The 15,712-nt window shown below is 45.0% G+C and carries 15 protein-coding genes; 13 read left to right on the top strand and 2 right to left on the bottom strand.

Annotation, left to right across the window (positions count from 1 at the left end):
* Positions 1-17 precede the first annotated feature (17 nt).
* Positions 18-911 (top strand): phosphogluconate dehydrogenase (NAD(+)-dependent, decarboxylating), encoded by an 894-nt coding sequence (gene gnd, locus MKX34_RS18430; protein WP_036688068.1) that lies wholly within the window; start codon positions 18-20, stop codon positions 909-911.
* A gap of 183 nt (positions 912-1,094) precedes the next feature.
* Positions 1,095-1,736, top strand: coding sequence for a methyltransferase (locus MKX34_RS18425; RefSeq protein WP_076144713.1), 642 nt, complete (start codon positions 1,095-1,097; stop codon positions 1,734-1,736).
* Positions 1,737-1,820: 84 nt separating this feature from the next.
* Here the strand turns inward: MKX34_RS18425 and MKX34_RS18420 are convergent, their stop codons facing one another.
* Positions 1,821-2,576 carry a DeoR/GlpR family DNA-binding transcription regulator gene (locus MKX34_RS18420; protein ID WP_036688147.1) on the bottom strand — a complete coding sequence of 252 codons (756 nt, stop codon included), beginning with the start codon at positions 2,574-2,576 and terminating at the stop codon, positions 1,821-1,823.
* A gap of 358 nt (positions 2,577-2,934) precedes the next feature.
* Between MKX34_RS18420 and MKX34_RS18415 the strand changes: the two genes are divergently transcribed.
* From MKX34_RS18415 to MKX34_RS18365, 11 genes are all read left to right on the top strand, one after another.
* Positions 2,935-4,086 (top strand): iron-containing alcohol dehydrogenase, encoded by a 1,152-nt coding sequence (locus MKX34_RS18415; protein WP_036688067.1) that lies wholly within the window; start codon positions 2,935-2,937, stop codon positions 4,084-4,086.
* Positions 4,087-4,113: 27 nt separating this feature from the next.
* Positions 4,114-5,580 (top strand): rhamnulokinase, encoded by a 1,467-nt coding sequence (gene rhaB, locus MKX34_RS18410; protein ID WP_076296502.1) that lies wholly within the window; start codon positions 4,114-4,116, stop codon positions 5,578-5,580.
* Positions 5,581-5,619: 39 nt separating this feature from the next.
* A complete protein-coding gene (gene rhaA, locus MKX34_RS18405) occupies positions 5,620-6,876 on the top strand; it encodes an L-rhamnose isomerase (protein ID WP_076296503.1) in 1,257 nt (418 codons plus the stop codon).
* Positions 6,877-6,919: 43 nt separating this feature from the next.
* Positions 6,920-7,765 (top strand): rhamnulose-1-phosphate aldolase, encoded by an 846-nt coding sequence (gene rhaD, locus MKX34_RS18400; protein ID WP_076296504.1) that lies wholly within the window; start codon positions 6,920-6,922, stop codon positions 7,763-7,765.
* 149 nt (positions 7,766-7,914) lie between these two features.
* A complete protein-coding gene (locus tag MKX34_RS18395) occupies positions 7,915-9,009 on the top strand; it encodes an NADH:flavin oxidoreductase (RefSeq protein ID WP_036688059.1) in 1,095 nt (364 codons plus the stop codon).
* Between the two features lie 273 nt (positions 9,010-9,282).
* On the top strand, positions 9,283-10,869 hold the full coding sequence (miaB, locus tag MKX34_RS18390; RefSeq protein WP_076273624.1) for a tRNA (N6-isopentenyl adenosine(37)-C2)-methylthiotransferase MiaB: 1,587 nt from the start codon (positions 9,283-9,285) through the stop codon (positions 10,867-10,869).
* Positions 10,870-10,894: 25 nt separating this feature from the next.
* Positions 10,895-11,344, top strand: a complete 450-nt coding sequence (locus MKX34_RS18385; RefSeq protein ID WP_036688057.1) for a YlbF family regulator — start codon at positions 10,895-10,897, stop codon at positions 11,342-11,344.
* 242 nt (positions 11,345-11,586) lie between these two features.
* Positions 11,587-12,357, top strand: a complete 771-nt coding sequence (locus MKX34_RS18380; protein WP_036688055.1) for an NUDIX domain-containing protein — start codon at positions 11,587-11,589, stop codon at positions 12,355-12,357.
* A 29-nt stretch (positions 12,358-12,386) separates the two neighbouring features.
* Positions 12,387-12,926: an isochorismatase family cysteine hydrolase gene (locus MKX34_RS18375; protein WP_038571647.1), complete on the top strand. Its 540-nt coding sequence runs from the start codon at positions 12,387-12,389 to the stop codon at positions 12,924-12,926.
* A 51-nt stretch (positions 12,927-12,977) separates the two neighbouring features.
* A complete protein-coding gene (locus MKX34_RS18370) occupies positions 12,978-14,429 on the top strand; it encodes a nicotinate phosphoribosyltransferase (protein ID WP_036688051.1) in 1,452 nt (483 codons plus the stop codon).
* A gap of 14 nt (positions 14,430-14,443) precedes the next feature.
* Positions 14,444-14,632, top strand: coding sequence for a hypothetical protein (locus MKX34_RS18365; protein WP_076296505.1), 189 nt, complete (start codon positions 14,444-14,446; stop codon positions 14,630-14,632).
* Here MKX34_RS18365 and MKX34_RS18360 read toward each other — a convergent pair.
* Positions 14,625-15,476, bottom strand: coding sequence for a hypothetical protein (locus tag MKX34_RS18360; RefSeq protein WP_143763726.1), 852 nt, complete (start codon positions 15,474-15,476; stop codon positions 14,625-14,627). The two genes, MKX34_RS18365 and MKX34_RS18360, sit on opposite strands and share 8 nt — an antisense overlap.
* Positions 15,477-15,712: the final 236 nt, after the last annotated feature.

The following is a 15,712-nucleotide window of genomic DNA, read 5'->3' as shown; positions in this document are numbered from 1 at the left end:
AATCGGAGGGAATTTACATGAAAGTAGGATTAGTTGGGTTAGGAAAAATGGGTTTTAATTTGGGTCAAAATTTGCTGGATCATGGACATGAGGTTGTTGCTTTTGATCTGAATGCACCTGCTGTAGAAGAAATGAAAGCTAAAGGCGCTAGTGGAGCAGTTACGCTTCCTGAATTGGTGCAGCAATTGGAAACGCCAAGAATCATTTGGATCATGGTTCCGCATCAGGTCGTTGATTCTGTAATCGCTGAACTCACTCCACAATTGTCTAAAGGTGATATCGTTATTGAAGCAGGAAACTCGCACTACAAGGAATCTATTCGCCGGTATGAGGAATTGAAGGAGCACGGAATTCACTTTATGGATGCAGGCACCTCTGGTGGTATGGAAGGGGCGCGTAATGGCGCTTGTTACATGGTTGGCGGAGATCCCGAAGCTTGGGAAGTTGTGGAGCCAATTTTCCGTGATACAGCTGTAGAAAGCGGCTTTTTATATGCTGGTAAAGCAGGTAGCGGCCATTTTCTAAAAATGGTGCATAACGGTATCGAATACGGCATGATGGCTGCGATCGGTGAAGGTTTTGAGGTTCTGGAAAAGAGTGAATTTGACTACAACTTTGAGGAAGTAGCTCGGGTGTGGAATCACGGCTCTGTAATCCGTTCATGGCTGATGGAACTTGTGGAACGCGCCTTCTCGAAGGACGCTAAACTAGATGAGATCAAGGGCATTATGCATTCGTCTGGTGAAGGCAGATGGACGCTTGAAACCGCCTTTGATCTACAAGCGGCGACTCCGGTTATCGCAATGGCGTTATTGATGCGTTACCGTTCCCTAGAAACTGACACATTTACTGGTAAAGTAGTAGCTGCACTGCGGAACGAATTCGGTGGACACGCTGTGGAAACTAAATAAGATTGGCCGACTCTGAAATGAGTGTTTACAAGCTCGAATTTCCCGCAATTTATGTTGCGGAGAAATTTGGGCTTTTTATTTTAAGGGGAATAGATAATGGGAAGTATAGATGGAGTACGAATTTAATGCAGTTTACATATTTTATGGGTAGAAGGGGAAGTTAGGAAGCAAGGGGGAGATTTCATGCAAAGTGGAATTCGTGAGCGACTTCATTTTCTAAATAAATTTTTGCATGCGCCCCGACAATATGGTAGTGTGACTCCCAGTTCACATTGGCTGGCCCAGACGTTGCTTGATCCAGTGCCTTGGAACCAAGTGCATTCTATGGCTGAGTTGGGTGCGGGGACTGGTGCAATCACAAGGTTTATTCCGCGTGGAGAAAAGACCGGTATGAATGTTCTTCTATTTGAAATAGATCCTGATTTTCGCAGTCAATTAAGAGAGGAATTCCCCGGATGTTTCTGCAACAACGATTGTCTCCGGCTGCGTCTTGCGCTTCATAACAGCAGTCTGGAGAAGCTGGATTGTATCGTGAGTAGTTTGTCTTTGATGAATTTCTCGAAGCCAGACCGCACTAGGTTTATGGAACAGATCACGTCTTCTTTAAAAGAAGGAGGGTGGTTTATAACCTATGAATATTTTCCGCGGATGAAAACAGAGTTGAGCCAGCATTTTGAGATCCTACACACGAAGTGGGTGCTGCTGAATTTTCCGCCAGCGCTTGTATATATTTGCAGGAAAAAAACCACAACGCAAGTGAAGCGCGAAAATCCCAAATCAACCGTCGACGTGGTCCCAATCTCTCAGGTTTATACAAAAAGATAATCATCTCCATACAACAAATGCCGTCACCCATTACTCATTGGGGAACGGCATTTTTAATTGGGCGCCGAAGGCGTTTGAGCCCGATTAATAGAGAAGCTCGATATTCTCTTCGTTCAGGCGTTTCAGCCAAACCTCAGAAGGCTGGCGGTCTGTGATCAAAAAGTCGATTTGGCCAAGCTCGATCAGCTTCGTAAAGGCGGTCTTATCGAATTTGGTGTGATCGGCCAGGAGTATGACCTTGTTAGCTTGACGTAGCATATATTTCTTGAGCTCGCACTCCGGTTCATTAGAATCTGTGATGCCCCGCTCCATATCTATTCCTTTACAACTGATAACCGCAGTATCCACATTGTATCTTTGAATGGTGTCATGTGCTACAGGACCCACGAGTGACATGGATCGGTAACGTAAAGAACCTCCGGTAGAGATGATATCCATCCCTGAATTCGAGAACTCATGCAAAATATTAATCGAGTTCGTGATAATGGTCAGATTGTTTTTATTGCCAAGCAGTTTTAGAAACTCAAAGGCTGTGGAGCTAGGATCCACCATTAACGTATCTCCATCATTGATTAAATCGAGCGCCTTGAGGGCGATTCCCCGTTTGATATCTGTATTCAGCGCATTGCGTGTAACAAAAGGCAAATCCTCGTTCGTGTGACGATTCAGCATGGCCCCGCCATAGGTTCGGCTCAGAATGCCATCCTTCTCCAGCTTCTCCAAATCTCTGCGTATCGTCTCTTCTGTAACTTCAAACATCCGGCTTAGATCAGAGACTAATACTCGTTTATCCTGATGAACAAGATCTATTATTTTTTTGCGTCTTTCAGCTGCAAGCATAGGGATCACCTTTCCGAAATCTGTATATTCCTTAATCTTAGCTCCAAATATCTGTGTTTTGCAATAAAATCAACGTAGAATCATGTTTGTTTTCCAATAATATTCACAAAACGGATATAAAACAAATAAAAACAACATAAATAATATTTAAAAAGTTGACAACAAAGATTTGCAGACATACGATGAAGGAGAAAAGAAGTCCTGTAGTGGTAATTAGATTTGAAAGATACCAGAGCCGGCCCAGTTGCGATTCAGAGGCCAGCCTGAGGCGCTGCAGCCGGAATACTACGCTCTAGCTTGCAGAGTTGTGTGTAAAACTTTGGTGTTGATAAATTAACTTTAGGAGGCTGGTCAAGCAATGAGCACGCATGTGTATTATGTTCCATCGATCAATATTATGGGCAAGGGATGCTTGCAGGAGATTGGTCCATACATCCAAGAACTTAAATTAAAAAAGGCGCTAGTAGTTACGGACAAATTCCTTATGAAAAGTGGCATTGCTGGTAAATTGCTGGCGGTATTGGACGAAGCGGGGATTGAATATGCCATCTATGATGAAGTGAAACCCAATCCGACCTGTAAAAATGTCCACGATGGCGTTGATTATCTCAAGTCGCAGAATTGTGATTATCTGATTTCCATCGGCGGTGGATCACCACAGGATACTGCCAAAGCCATTGGTATCATTGCCACAAATGGCGGTCATATCAAAGAATATGAAGGTGTACACAAGTCTAAGCATAAATCACTGCCGATTGTCGCCGTAAATACCACTGCTGGTACTTCGGCTGAAGTGACCATTAACTATGTAATCACAGACGAAGATCGCAAAGTGAAGATGGTTATGGTAGATAAAAACAGCCTTGCGACGATTTCAGTCAACGATCCTGAGCTTATGGTTGATAAACCAGCTGCACTTACCGCGGCCACGGGTATGGATGCACTGACTCATGCGATTGAAGCGTTGGTGACGCCAGGAGCTTATCCGGTAACTGATGCTACGGCACTAGCCGCAGTGGAGCTAATTTTTGCTAACCTGGCTCGTACTGTGAAGAATGGCCATGATATCGAAGCGCGTGAACAGATGGTATACGCGATATTCCTTGGCGGATTGGCTTTCAATAATGCGGGGCTTGGTTATGTGCATGCGATGGCGCATCAGCTGGGCGGCGTATACGATCTGCCGCACGGCGTATGTAACGCGATGCTGCTGCCTTTTGTGGAAGAAGAAAATGCCAAATATGTGCCTGAGAAATTCAGATCCATTGCTAAAGCGATTGGACTTAATGTAGAGAACCAAACGGATAAACAATGCGCGGATTTCGTAATTGAGTCGATCAAGGCGTTGTCTAAAGAAGTAGGGATTCCAGCCAAATTATCCGAGCTTGGTGTAGAAGAAGTAGATCTTGATCTTCTGGCTGAAAATTCGATGAAGGATGCTTGTGCACCAGGTAACCCTTTTATTCCTACTAAAGAAGAAGTTATTACACTGTTCAAAAAAATATTATAAATCACCCCTTATCATAGGAGATTGTTTATGAATAATCACATCGCCGTTGACATCGGTGCCTCAAGTGGGCGGTTGGTGCGCGGAATATTGCAAGAAGGTATTCTTTCCTTAGAAGAGCTTCATCGCTTTAGCAATAGCTTTACGGAACAAGAGGGTTCCTGTTTCTGGGACATTGATTATTTAGTAGAGCAGATTATGATCGGGCTTCAGAAGGCTAAAACCGATGGAATTACTACCTGTACGCTCGGTATTGATACATGGGGTGTAGATTATGTGCTGGTAGATGCGGACGGGAATCGTGTTCAGGAAGTATACGCCTACCGGGACCGCAGAACGGATCTGGCTGTGGATCTGGTGGCAAAGCAGCTTTCACCACAAACCGTCTATGAAAAGACAGGAATCCAGCAGTTATCCATCAATACCTTGAATCAGTTATATGTTCATAATGAAGAAGAGTTAGCGCAAGCGGATCAAATTTTACTTGTACCAGATTATCTATATTACCGACTGACTGGCCGCAAGATCAATGAGGTTACTATTGCATCTACAACACAGCTGTTGAATCTGGAAAGCCGGGATTTTGACGATGACCTATTAGAATTCTTGAATATCAGGAAAGATCAATTTTCAAAATTAACTGAGCCTGGTGTAGTGGTTGGTCCTCTTGACGAAGCTTTAATCCAACAATATGACCTGCCAGAATGCCAACTGATCTGTGTGGCTTCCCATGATACGGCCTCAGCAGTGCTAGGTGCTCCACTTCAAGAAGGCTCAGCTTATATCAGCAGTGGAACTTGGTCTTTACTCGGTGTAGAAAGAACGGAGCCTCTAAATTCTCTACAAGCCATGCAGGCCAACTACACCAATGAGTGGGGAGCCTACGGAACTTATAGATTCCTCAAAAATGTAATGGGCTTATGGCTTATTCAAGAGGTTCGCAGATTACTGAACAATCGATATAGTTTTGCGGAGCTTGCAGAGCTTGCACAGGGAGAAGAAGGGTTTCGCAGCCTGATCCCTTGTAATGCACCAAGGTTTCTTAATCCATCCAACATGATAGAAGAAATCCGCAGTGCCTGTATGGAGAGTGGGCAGCCCGTTCCGGAGACACCTGGACAGTTAGCACGTTGTGTTTTTGACAGCTTGGCGTTATCCTATCTAACTTATTTGGAAGAGTTGGAGGAGCTGACAGAAGGTCGGATCGAGGGATTGCAAATTGTCGGCGGCGGGGCGAACAACCGGCTTTTATGCCAACTAACAGCTGATGTTATCGGCAGGGAAGTAAAGGCTGGACCAACGGAAGCGACTGCTCTAGGAAATATAGTAGTGCAGATGATTAGCACAGATTCCATTGCAGACATAACTGAGGCAAGAGCTATTATCGAACAATCTTTTGAAATAACATCATACATTCCGCAGCCGATCAAGCATTTTGATAACATTCTAAATCGCTGGAGAAGCCTTCATCTGTCCAGAGTGAATGAGCTTATCTAAGCGAAACAGACATTGCACTATTTTAGGAGGATAAACAGCATGGATCAGAGCATTATCACTAGCTATAACGAAGCCAAAAAACTATACGCCGCCCACGGTATTGATGTGGATAAAGTGCTGGAGCGACTCGCGCAAATTAAAATTTCCATACATTGCTGGCAGGGTGATGATGTAAAAGGTTTTCTTTTTAAGGAAAAAGAACTAAGCGGGGGCATTGCGGTAACGGGAAGTTATCCGGGCCGGGCGGGTACACCAGATGAACTACGTCAAGATTTAGAAAAGGCGTTATCTCTTATTCCTGGTAAACATAAGGTTAACCTGCATGCTATTTACGCAGATACAGATGAACCTGTAGATTTGGATGAACTAGAGCCACGACATTTTCAATCCTGGGTGGATTGGGCGAAGGAGCAGGGCTTAGGGCTTGATTTTAACCCTACTTGTTTCTCACATCCGAAAGCAGCCGATGGATTCACTCTCAGTCATTCGGACGCGGAGATTCGGGATTTCTGGATCAGACACTGTAAAGCTTCACGTACGATCGCTGAGCATTTTGGGCGGGAGCTGGGTCAGCCTTGTGTGACGAATTTTTGGATTCCAGACGGATATAAAGATACGCCAGTAGATCGGCTAGCTCCAAGAGTACGTTTAAAAGAGTCGTTGGATGAGATTTTTAGTCAGGAAATAGATCCGCTTTATAATATGGATGCCTTGGAAAGTAAACTGTTTGGAATTGGCTCTGAAAGTTATGTGGTTGGCTCTCATGAATTCTATATGGGTTATGGTTTAACAAATGGAAAAGCAATCTGTCTGGATGCGGGACATTTTCATCCTACAGAAGTGATTTCGAATAAATTATCTTCGATTATGATGTTCAGTGAGCAGCTGCTGCTGCATGTTAGCAGACCTGTCCGCTGGGACAGTGACCATGTGGTAACGATGGATGATGAGCTGCTGGAAATCGCCCGTGAATTAGTTCGCGGGGATTTACTTCCTCGTACAAATATTGGATTGGATTTCTTTGATGGCAGTATCAATCATCTCGCGGCATGGGTCATTGGCACCCGCAACACTATTAAGGCGTTGCTGCGTGCGATGCTGGAACCAGTGGAAGAACTTAAGCAAATCGAGCAGTCCGGGGATTATACTTCACGTCTTGCTCTGGTAGAAGAGTTCAAATCGTATCCGTTTGGAGCGGTCTGGGATTACTACTGTGCATCACAAGGTACACCGGTGCGTGAACAATGGCTTACTGAAGTCAAAAATTATGAACAGGACGTTTTGTCTTTAAGATAAAAGTGGATACGGAGAGCAGCAAATACAAAGGAGAGAATAGACTATGAGTACATCCTTGTTAGAGTCAAAAGGTTATATTGCCAGCAGTGAAGCTCCATTTATTCAGGAAATGTCAGAGATCACCCGTCATATGTGGGAGCTTGGCTGGGATGAACTGAATGGTGGGAATGTCAGCTATTTGCTGGATGAGAATGAGGTGGCTAAGTATATTAATGTACTGGAGCCGTTGCGCACGATCAAACTCACCTTTCCGGTAAAAGAATTAGCAGGCAAGTATTTTATCGTAACAGGTTCGGGCAAATATTTCAGAAATGTGATTAAAGACCCTGAAGCGAATCTGGGTGTGTTAAGGGTTAGCGGCAATGGCGAAAGTGTGGAAGTATTGTGGGGATTGCGGAATGGTGCAGTTCCTACGAGTGAGCTCGCTTCGCATTTTATGAGTCATATTGAACGCTTGAAAGTAGATCCCACACACCGTATCGTGCTGCATACACATGCTACAAATGTTATCGCGATGACCTTCACGCATGATCTGAACGAACTGAAGTTTACCAAAACACTATGGGAAATGTGCACAGAGTGCCTTGTTGTTTTCCCTGATGGGGTCAGCGTTATTCCGTGGATTGTTCCGGGCAGCAGTGAGATCGGCCGCGAAACCGCTAAGAAAATGAAGGATCACCGTTTAGTCATCTGGCCGCAGCATGGGATTTTTGGCACGGGCTCCACCATGGATGCTACCTTTGGTCTAGTAGAAACGGTTGAAAAGGCTGCAACGATCTACAACTTGATTGGCGGTAGAGAAATCAAACAAAAGATCACAGACCAACAGCTATGGGATTTAGCTAAAGCATTTGGAGTTACACCTAAAGCGGGGATTCTTGAAGTCTAGAGAGTCATTATAATTTGGTGAAAACCGGGCATTCGTAGATTCTGCGAGGTCCGGTTTTTTTTGTCTTTTTCTTAAAATTTGCATTTCCCATCTTTTGGGTAGATAATAAGCTTACTTAAAGTAATCAATTAATAAATTGGAGGTAACATATGAATACAGAGCAACTATTTTCACCTTTTCAAGTGGGGAATCTTTCGCTGTCGAACCGATTTGTAATGGCGCCGATGACACGCGCGCAGTCTCCGAATGGTGTGCCGGGAAGCAATGTTGCCGCTTATTATCGTAGACGTGCAGAGGGTGGAGTGGGATTAATTGTTACTGAGGGTACTGCGGTAAATCATCCAGCGGCTGTCAGTCACCAAGATATTCCTAATATACATGAAGAAGCATCTTTAGAAGGCTGGAAGAAGGTTGTGGAAGAGGTTCATGCAGCTGGGGGCAAGATCATCCCGCAGCTTTGGCATGTGGGAATGGCGCGTACAATCGGCGAGTATCCTAACGTTGAAGCCCTTCCTGTAGGCCCTTCGGGTCTGAATTTAGCAGGTGAGCCGGTGACAGAGCCGCTGACTACAGAAGAGGTTGAAAGCTTAGTAACAGCCTTCGCTCAAGCGGCGGCAAATGCCAAAAGCGTTGGCTTTGATGGCATCGAGCTGCATGGCGCTCATGGGTATCTGATAGACCAGTTCTTCTGGGATAGAACGAATAAACGTACCGATCGTTACGGTGGCGATTTGGTAGGAAGAACAACATTCGCTGTCGAGATCATTAAAGCATGCCGTCAAGCGGTTGGACCAGACTTCCCAATCGTGCTGCGCTTTTCCCAGTGGAAGTTGGGGGCGTATGATGAGAAGCTGGCGAAGACTTCAGAAGAACTTGCGAGTTTCTTGGCACCGCTTAGCGAAGCGGGTGTAGATATTTTTCATTGCTCGACCCGACGCTTCAGTCAACCTGAATTTGCTGGCTCTGATCTTAATTTAGCTGGATGGACTAAGAAACTTACCGGGAAGCCGTGTATTACAGTGGGCTCTATTGGCCTGCAAAGCGATTTCTTCGCAGAAGATAAAGCTCAGAAGCCTGCGGATAATATCGATGAGTTAACTGAAAGGTTCGGTCGGGAGGAGTTTGATTTGGTTGCAGTGGGCAGAGCGCTTATTAGCGATCCGGCTTGGCCCGCTAAAGTACAAAGTGGAGCGATAGACGAAATCATCCCATTTACTCCTGAAGCGACGAATACTCTTTACTAAAACTAGCAGAATATACAATGACTATTTTTTTAGGTAAGAGGTTGTATAACTGTTTCAAGAGTAGTGTATCTGCTTATAATAGTAGCATACCCCCCTTAATATGATAGAACTTGACCCTGCCAAACGTTGGCGGGGTATTTTTTTGTCGATATGCAACGCTCCTTTACATCATTAATAGATCGGGCACTTCTATGTTAGGCCAGCATTATGTTATAATTTTAAATTAGCAAAGTATAAAAATAATTGTTGAACAATAGAGGACGTGAAAACAGCATGACAAAGGGGAACCACAACTCACCGGACTTAAAATCCGGCAAGGGTTCTAAGGATTATTCGAAATATTTTGATTTTAGTGATGCAAAGGTAATTAGTGAAGAAGAAGGTAAGGTTACTTACCGGATTAAAGGAAGAAATGTGCAAATTAATAGCCAGCCTGACTATAAAGAAGGAAAACGGCGCGGCAAGGAAGAAATAGAAGTGCATTATGATTTCGAGATTCCTGAAGAGATGCAGAATTTCGGAGTGGGCAAATATTATCATATAACGACTTATGGCTGCCAAATGAATGAGCATGACACGGAAACGATGAAGGGCCTATTGGAACAGATGGGCTACCGCAGTGTCGCTGACCGTAATGACGCGGATCTCATTTTGCTGAATACTTGTGCGATTCGGGAGAACGCCGAGGATAAGGTATTTGGAGAGCTAGGACATCTTAAGAACCTGAAGATCGAGAAGCCGGGTCTGTTGTTAGGGGTATGCGGTTGCATGTCCCAAGAGGAAGGCGTAGTCAACCGGATTATGTCAAAGCATGGCTTCGTGGATATGATCTTCGGTACGCATAATATTCACAGATTGCCACACCTCATTAAAGAAGCGGTATTTAGTAAAGAGCTTGTGGTTGAGGTATGGTCTAAAGAAGGCGACATTATTGAGAACTTGCCGAAGAAGCGGGAAGGCATGCGCGCTTGGGTGAACATTATGTATGGCTGTGATAAGTTCTGCACGTATTGCATCGTACCGTTTACACGCGGTAAAGAACGCAGTCGTCGTCCAGAGGACGTCATCGCTGAGGTGAGAGAGCTTGCCCGCCAAGGCTTCAAGGAAGTAACGTTGCTGGGGCAGAACGTAAATGCTTACGGTAAAGATTTTACAGACATTGATTACACTTTCGGTAACCTGATGGATGATATGCGCCTGATTGATATTCCGCGCATTCGCTTCATGACATCGCATCCGCGGGATTTTGACGATAAATTGATTGAGGTTCTAGGCAAAGGCGGTAACTTGGTGGAGCATATCCATCTGCCGGTACAATCGGGAAGTACAGCCGTTCTTAAGAAAATGAGCCGTAAATATACCCGGGAAGCTTACCTGGAATTAGTGCGTAAGATTAAGATAAGTGTGCCGAATGCTGTATTAAGTACCGATATTATCGTTGGTTTCCCTGGGGAGACTGATGAGCAATTTGAAGATACCCTATCGCTTGTGCGTGAGGTTGGGTATGATATGGCATATACGTTCATTTATTCTCCGCGGGAGGGTACACCAGCAGCAGCTATGGAAGATAATGTACCGATGTCGGTGAAAAGTGAACGTCTGCAAAGATTAAATGATCTCATCAAGGAGAACAGCCGGATCATTAATGATCGGATGCTGGGTGAAGTTGTAGAGGTGCTGGTAGAAGGGGAGAGTAAGAATAACTCCGAAGTCCTTTCTGGCCGTTCCCGCGCTAACAAGCTGGTCCATTTTGAAGGTCCGAAGGAGCTTATCGGCACATTTGTAAAAGTGAGAATTACAGATACCAAAACATGGTACATTAAAGGGGATATTGTGGTTGAGGCCGCAGCTGTTCATTAATCACATACGAATGGGGAGATGACTAATGAGTACAGAAGAACAACGGTTGAATAAATATGGAATGAAGACTTATAATACCCGTGATCTGATCGTTCGCGAGGATATTATGGGCAAAGCTAAAGAATTAGCATCATTAATCTCAACCAGCGAAGAGGTTCGCCATTTTCAGCAGGCGGAGCAAAAAATTCTTAATCACGAGCGTGTGCAAGGACTGATTGCAACCATTAAGAAAAAACAAAAAGAAATCGTGGCCTTCGAAAGCTTCAATAATAAAGATATGGTCGCCAAAATTGAACGTGAAATTGAAGTGCTGCAAGATGAGATCGACGGTATTCCTGTCGTCAATGAATTTCAGCAAAGCCAGAGCGATATTAATTATTTGCTCCAGCTAGTAATTTCCGTGATTAGAGATACCGTTTCGGAAAAAATAAATGTGGAAGCCGGCACCGAAGCGCCTCCGACCACATGCGGATAACCCACACTCAGTTCAGGGGGCGGATGCAGATCCGTCCCTTTATTTCAATATAAGAGGTAGAAGTAAGATTCAAGAATATACATAATCCTTATAATTCAACGACAAGGTCGTTTCTCATATAGTCTTTTTTGTAGGATAATGTAAAATAATGGAATTTAGCTGTTGATTTATGAAGAACATGTTTGGTACATTTAAAGATACGAATAAGTAAAACTACAGCTTCGGAAAAGGATGGGGCAATTATGAGCGACAATGGGGAATTAACCTATAACGCCAAAAAATATCGTACACCGGATGGTGTTCCGGCCGACATTGTAATGTTTACACTGACCAAACGCGAACGGAAGACGGTCACTAAGACGCTGCCTTTACGTGAATTGAAGGTAATGTTAATTAGACGGAAAAAATGGCCATGTGCAGGCATGTGGGCTCTACCAGGCGGATTCTGTCAGGAAGATGAGTCTATTTATGATGCTGCAACTCGTGAGCTGAAAGAAGAGACCGGTGTCGATGGAGGTCACTTAGAATATCTTGGAGTTTATAGTACACCTGGCCGCGACCCTCGGGGATGGATAATCAGCCATGCCTTTTTCGCCTTAGTAGAAGAGTGGATGCTGGAACAAAGACAAGCTTCCGACGATGCGGGTGAAGTGGGTTTATTTACGTTGCAGGAAGCGTTAGAAGAACTGGAGCTCGCTTTTGACCACCATGAAATCATCAAGGATGCATACGTACGTATCCAACAGCAAATGCTGCAGACAACGATAGCAAGACAGTTTTTGCCTAGGCATTTTACGCTAAGTGAGCTTTATCAGGTGATTCAGACAGTAGTGCCGGAATTTAAAGAGCCAAATTTTATTCGTAAAATCACGTCAACACGCAGCCGTCAGGGTATATTAAAAGAAGTGAGAGATGAAGAGGGCAATGCACTCAGCTCCAATCAATACTCACAACGCCCGGCTCAGCTGTATATGTTTACAGATCACGAGCCATTGTTGTCCATTTATACGTAGTGTCTTAAATCAGGGGAGGGACGATTCTCATGAGAGCACTAATAGTAATTGACTTTACCAATGATTTTGTCAATGGGAATTTACCGGTTGGGCAGCCTGCAATCGACATCGAGCCAAGAATCAGCCAATTAACATCTGAGTTTGTCCAAAATGGCGATTATGTTGTAATGGCTGTAGATTTACATGAAGACAATGATCCTTATCATCCTGAGAGTAAACTGTTTCCACCTCACAATGTACGAGGGACTGAGGGGCGGGAGCTTTATGGAAGTCTGAAAACTGTTTATGAAGCTGACCAGGATTCCATCTATTGGATGGACAAAACTCGATATAGCGCTTTTAGTGGAACCGATCTAGAGATCAAGCTGCGGGAACGTGGCATTACTGACCTTCATTTGATTGGTGTATGTACAGATATATGTGTTTTGCACACTGCGGTGGATGCATATAACAAAGGTTTTATTATTACTTTGCACGAAGATGCGGTCGCCAGCTTCAACGCGGATGGACATAAATGGGCACTAAATCATTTCCGGGGAAGTTTAGGAGCAGACGTTGTTAAGGCATAATACTATAAAAAACATACACATACAGCAACGTGGATATTAGGAGATGAGGACTTGAAGAGAGAACTTGCGCTACATACAGATAAATATCAGATCAATATGATGTATGCTCACTGGGTGAATGGAAGCCATAAGCGAAAAGCTGTATTTGAAGCTTATTTCCGCAAGTTACCTTTCGGAAACGGCTATGCCGTGTTCGCAGGATTAGAGCGTATCGTTGGGTACATCGGCGGTTTGCGTTTCACCGAAGATGATATCCGTTACTTGTCGGAGCAAGAAGAAAATTACGCTCCCGCTTTTTTGGAAGAACTGCTGCAATTTCATTTTCAGGGCAATGTTTATTCGATGAAAGAAGGGGCGTTGATTTTTCCGGATGAGCCACTAATCCGTGTGGAAGGGACGATCATGGAAGCGCAGCTGGTGGAGACCGCCATTCTGAACTTCATGAACTACCAGACGCTGATCGCTACGAAGGCTTCCCGAATTAAGCAGGTGGCTCCGAATGATATTCTGCTGGAGTTTGGTACCCGACGGGCACAAGAAGCGGATGCGGCGGTCTGGGGCGCTAGAGCGGCTTATATCGGCGGCTTTGATGCAACCTCTAACATGCTGGCAGGTAAAATGTTTGGCATCCCTACCAAAGGTACACATGCGCATTCTTGGGTTCAGAGCTTCAGCAGCGAGCAGGAAGCTTTTGATGCTTATGCCAAGGTGATGCCGGATGAAGTTACACTATTAGTTGATACCTTCGATACGTTGCGCAGTGGTGTGCCGAATGCGATTAGAACCGCCAAAAAGCTTGAAGCTCAAGGTAAAAAGATGATCGGTATCCGCTTAGACAGCGGTGACTTAGCCTATCTATCCCGGCAGGCGCGGAACATGCTGGATGAAGCTGGGCTCGATTATGTGAAGATTGTGGCATCCAATGATTTGGATGAGAATACAATCATGGATCTGAAGCTGCAAGGTGCAGCCATCGACACGTGGGGCGTAGGCACCCAATTGATTACGGCTTCGGATCAACCCTCTTTGGGTGGGGTCTATAAGCTGGTAGAAATTGAGTCCGCAACGGGAGAAATGGTACCGACGATCAAGATTTCTTCTAACCCTGAAAAAGTATCCACGCCAGGCAGCAAGGACGTATTCCGGATTATCGGGAAAAATGGCAAAGCGCTAGCAGATTATATCTGCTTCCCGGAAGAGGAAGCTCCGCGCAACGGCGGTCGGGTGAAGCTGTTTAATCCGCTGCATCCATACATGCACAAGTATGTGGAGCGCTATGAAGCGCTGCCTATGCTTGAGCCGATCTATGTGAACGGCTTCCAGGTCTATACTTTGCCGGATCTGAATGAAGTTCGCCGTTACCATCGGGAGCAGAAGGATCTGTTCTGGCCGGAATATCTGCGTAAGCTCAATCCTGAGGTGTACCGGGTGAATCTGAGTGAGAAGGTCTGGACTAACAAGCAACAATTGATCGCGGAGCATATTCAGCCGGAGATCGAGTAGATTTTGTAGTTTCGATGGAAAGAAGCATGGGAGGATTAGATTCCCGTGCTTTTTTGCGTTTGGGTGAAGCCGACGTTTGGGTGAAGCTTGCGTTTGTTAACTTCGAACGCCGCGAGTTTATTTCTGAAAGTATATTAAGCCAGCTTGTCTGCGTATATCTGATTTGGCTTTCGTTGCATTTTGTGCAGCAGAACACTAGTTAAAGTATATCGACAAATTACCATAAACCCAAAAGAATAAGTAAATCCTGTAGAATGTGGCGAATCCGGTGTAAGTAGGCAAATCAACGGTATAAATCCCGTAGAATGGGGCGAATCCGGTGCGAGTGGGCGAATCAACGGTATATCTCCCGCAGAATGAGGCGAATCCGGTGCGAGTAGGTAAATCAACGGTATAAATCCCGTAGAATGAGGCGCATCCAGTACGAGTAGGCAAATCAACGGTATAAATCCCGCAGAATGTGGCGAATCCGGTGTGAGTGGGCAATTCAACGGTATAAATCCCGCAGAATGGGGCGAATCCGGTGCGAGGAGGCAAATCTACGGTATAAATCCCGTAGAATGTGGCTCGTCCGGTGCGAGTGGGCAAATCAACGGTATAAATCCCGTAGAATGAGGCGAATCCGGTGCGAGGAGGCAAATCTACGGTATAAATCCCGTAGAATGAGCCGAATCCGGTGTGAGTGGGCATATCAACGGTATATATACCGTAGAACGGGACGAATCCGGTGCGAGTAGGCGAATCAACGGTATATATACCGCAGAATGTGGCGAATCCGGTGTGAGTAGGCAAATCTACGGTATATCTCCCGCAGAATGTGGCGAATCCGTTGCGAGTAGGCAAATCTACGGTATAAATCCCGTAGAATGTGGCTCGTCCGGTGCGAGTGGGCAAATCAACGGTATAAATCCCGCAGAATGAGGCGCATCCGGTGCGAGTAGGCAAATCAACGGTATAAATCCCGCAGAATGAGGCGAATCCGGTACGAGTGGGCAAATCTACGGTATAAATCCCGCAGAACGGGGCGAATCCGGAACGAGTAGGCAAATCTACGGTATAAATCCCGTAGAATGTGGTGAATCCGTTGCGAGTAGATAAATTAACGGTATAAATCCCGCAGAATAGGGCTCATTAGGTGCAAGTAGGCAAATCTACGGTATAAATCCCGTAGAATGAGGAGAATCTGGTGTGAGTGGGCATATCAACGATCCCATAAGAAAAGGTGTATCCCCGTTCTACGCAATCGCGAAGAACAATGGATACACCTTTTTACATGTCAATGC

This window comes from Paenibacillus sp. FSL R5-0636, from assembly GCF_037974255.1.
GTDB classification, from domain to species: domain Bacteria; phylum Bacillota; class Bacilli; order Paenibacillales; family Paenibacillaceae; genus Paenibacillus_AQ; species Paenibacillus_AQ odorifer.
This window is presented reverse-complemented; position numbering and strand designations above follow the sequence as displayed.

Coding starts and splice junctions, on each gene's coding strand:
- MKX34_RS18375 (WP_038571647.1), top strand. CDS start 12,387: ATGAGAGCACTAATAGTAATTGACTTTACCAATGATTTTGTCAATGGG.
- MKX34_RS18420 (WP_036688147.1), bottom strand. CDS start 2,576: ATGCTTGCAGCTGAAAGACGCAAAAAAATAATAGATCTTGTTCATCAG.
- MKX34_RS18365 (WP_076296505.1), top strand. CDS start 14,444: ATGGAAAGAAGCATGGGAGGATTAGATTCCCGTGCTTTTTTGCGTTTG.
- MKX34_RS18425 (WP_076144713.1), top strand. CDS start 1,095: ATGCAAAGTGGAATTCGTGAGCGACTTCATTTTCTAAATAAATTTTTG.
- rhaB (WP_076296502.1), top strand. CDS start 4,114: ATGAATAATCACATCGCCGTTGACATCGGTGCCTCAAGTGGGCGGTTG.
- gnd (WP_036688068.1), top strand. CDS start 18: ATGAAAGTAGGATTAGTTGGGTTAGGAAAAATGGGTTTTAATTTGGGT.
- rhaD (WP_076296504.1), top strand. CDS start 6,920: ATGAGTACATCCTTGTTAGAGTCAAAAGGTTATATTGCCAGCAGTGAA.
- rhaA (WP_076296503.1), top strand. CDS start 5,620: ATGGATCAGAGCATTATCACTAGCTATAACGAAGCCAAAAAACTATAC.
- MKX34_RS18415 (WP_036688067.1), top strand. CDS start 2,935: ATGAGCACGCATGTGTATTATGTTCCATCGATCAATATTATGGGCAAG.
- miaB (WP_076273624.1), top strand. CDS start 9,283: ATGACAAAGGGGAACCACAACTCACCGGACTTAAAATCCGGCAAGGGT.
- MKX34_RS18395 (WP_036688059.1), top strand. CDS start 7,915: ATGAATACAGAGCAACTATTTTCACCTTTTCAAGTGGGGAATCTTTCG.
- MKX34_RS18380 (WP_036688055.1), top strand. CDS start 11,587: ATGAGCGACAATGGGGAATTAACCTATAACGCCAAAAAATATCGTACA.
- MKX34_RS18385 (WP_036688057.1), top strand. CDS start 10,895: ATGAGTACAGAAGAACAACGGTTGAATAAATATGGAATGAAGACTTAT.